This is a genomic window from Microbacterium sp. K35 (genome assembly GCF_004794375.1).
Taxonomy (GTDB): domain Bacteria; phylum Actinomycetota; class Actinomycetes; order Actinomycetales; family Microbacteriaceae; genus Microbacterium; species Microbacterium sufflavum.
In genome coordinates this window covers 1-450 of sequence record NZ_SSDM01000310.1, presented here as the reverse complement: position 1 = coordinate 450, position 450 = coordinate 1, and the positions used below count along the sequence as shown (strand labels likewise).

At 77.3% G+C, this 450-nt stretch carries 2 protein-coding genes; both read right to left on the bottom strand.

Going from position 1 to position 450, the window contains the following annotated elements; translation table 11 throughout:
* Positions 1–341 (bottom strand): PTS sugar transporter subunit IIA domain-containing protein (locus DW299_RS12300; RefSeq protein WP_446724800.1); only part of this gene is annotated, 341 nt, incomplete at its 3' end.
* Positions 341–450, bottom strand: a 110-nt coding sequence (locus DW299_RS12295; protein ID WP_136036758.1) for a DAK2 domain-containing protein, incomplete at its 5' end; no start/stop codon positions are given. The genes DW299_RS12300 and DW299_RS12295, both read right to left, overlap by 1 nt.

The following is a 450-nucleotide window of genomic DNA, read 5'->3' as shown; positions in this document are numbered from 1 at the left end:
GCGGCGGCGACCACCGCGGCGAGCAGCCCCTCCACGAACGGCGCGGGCACCAGGCGCACCGGCACGTCGCTCGCCCGCAGCTCCAGCGCGAGCTCGGCGCTCAGCACCGCGGACCCGAGGTCCATCAGCACCAGCACCCCGTCGCAGTCCGCGGCGAGCGCATCGATCGCGGTCGCGACGGCCACGGCGTCGGTCCCGAGTACCGGGGCACCGTCGGCGTCGACCCCCGCGCCCGCCGCCACCTCGACGCGCACGCCTCCCCCCGGCACCATCTGGAGGGCGAGCTCGAGCGCCGCCTCCCCGAGCCGGGCGCTGTGGGAGACGGCGACGATGCCGATCATCAGGCGCTGTCCGCGATCGCGGCGGCGAGCGTGTCGAACAGGATCGCGGTGGAGGCCGCGCCCGGGTCGAGGTGCCCCGCGCTGCGTTCGCCCAGGTAGCTGGCGCGGG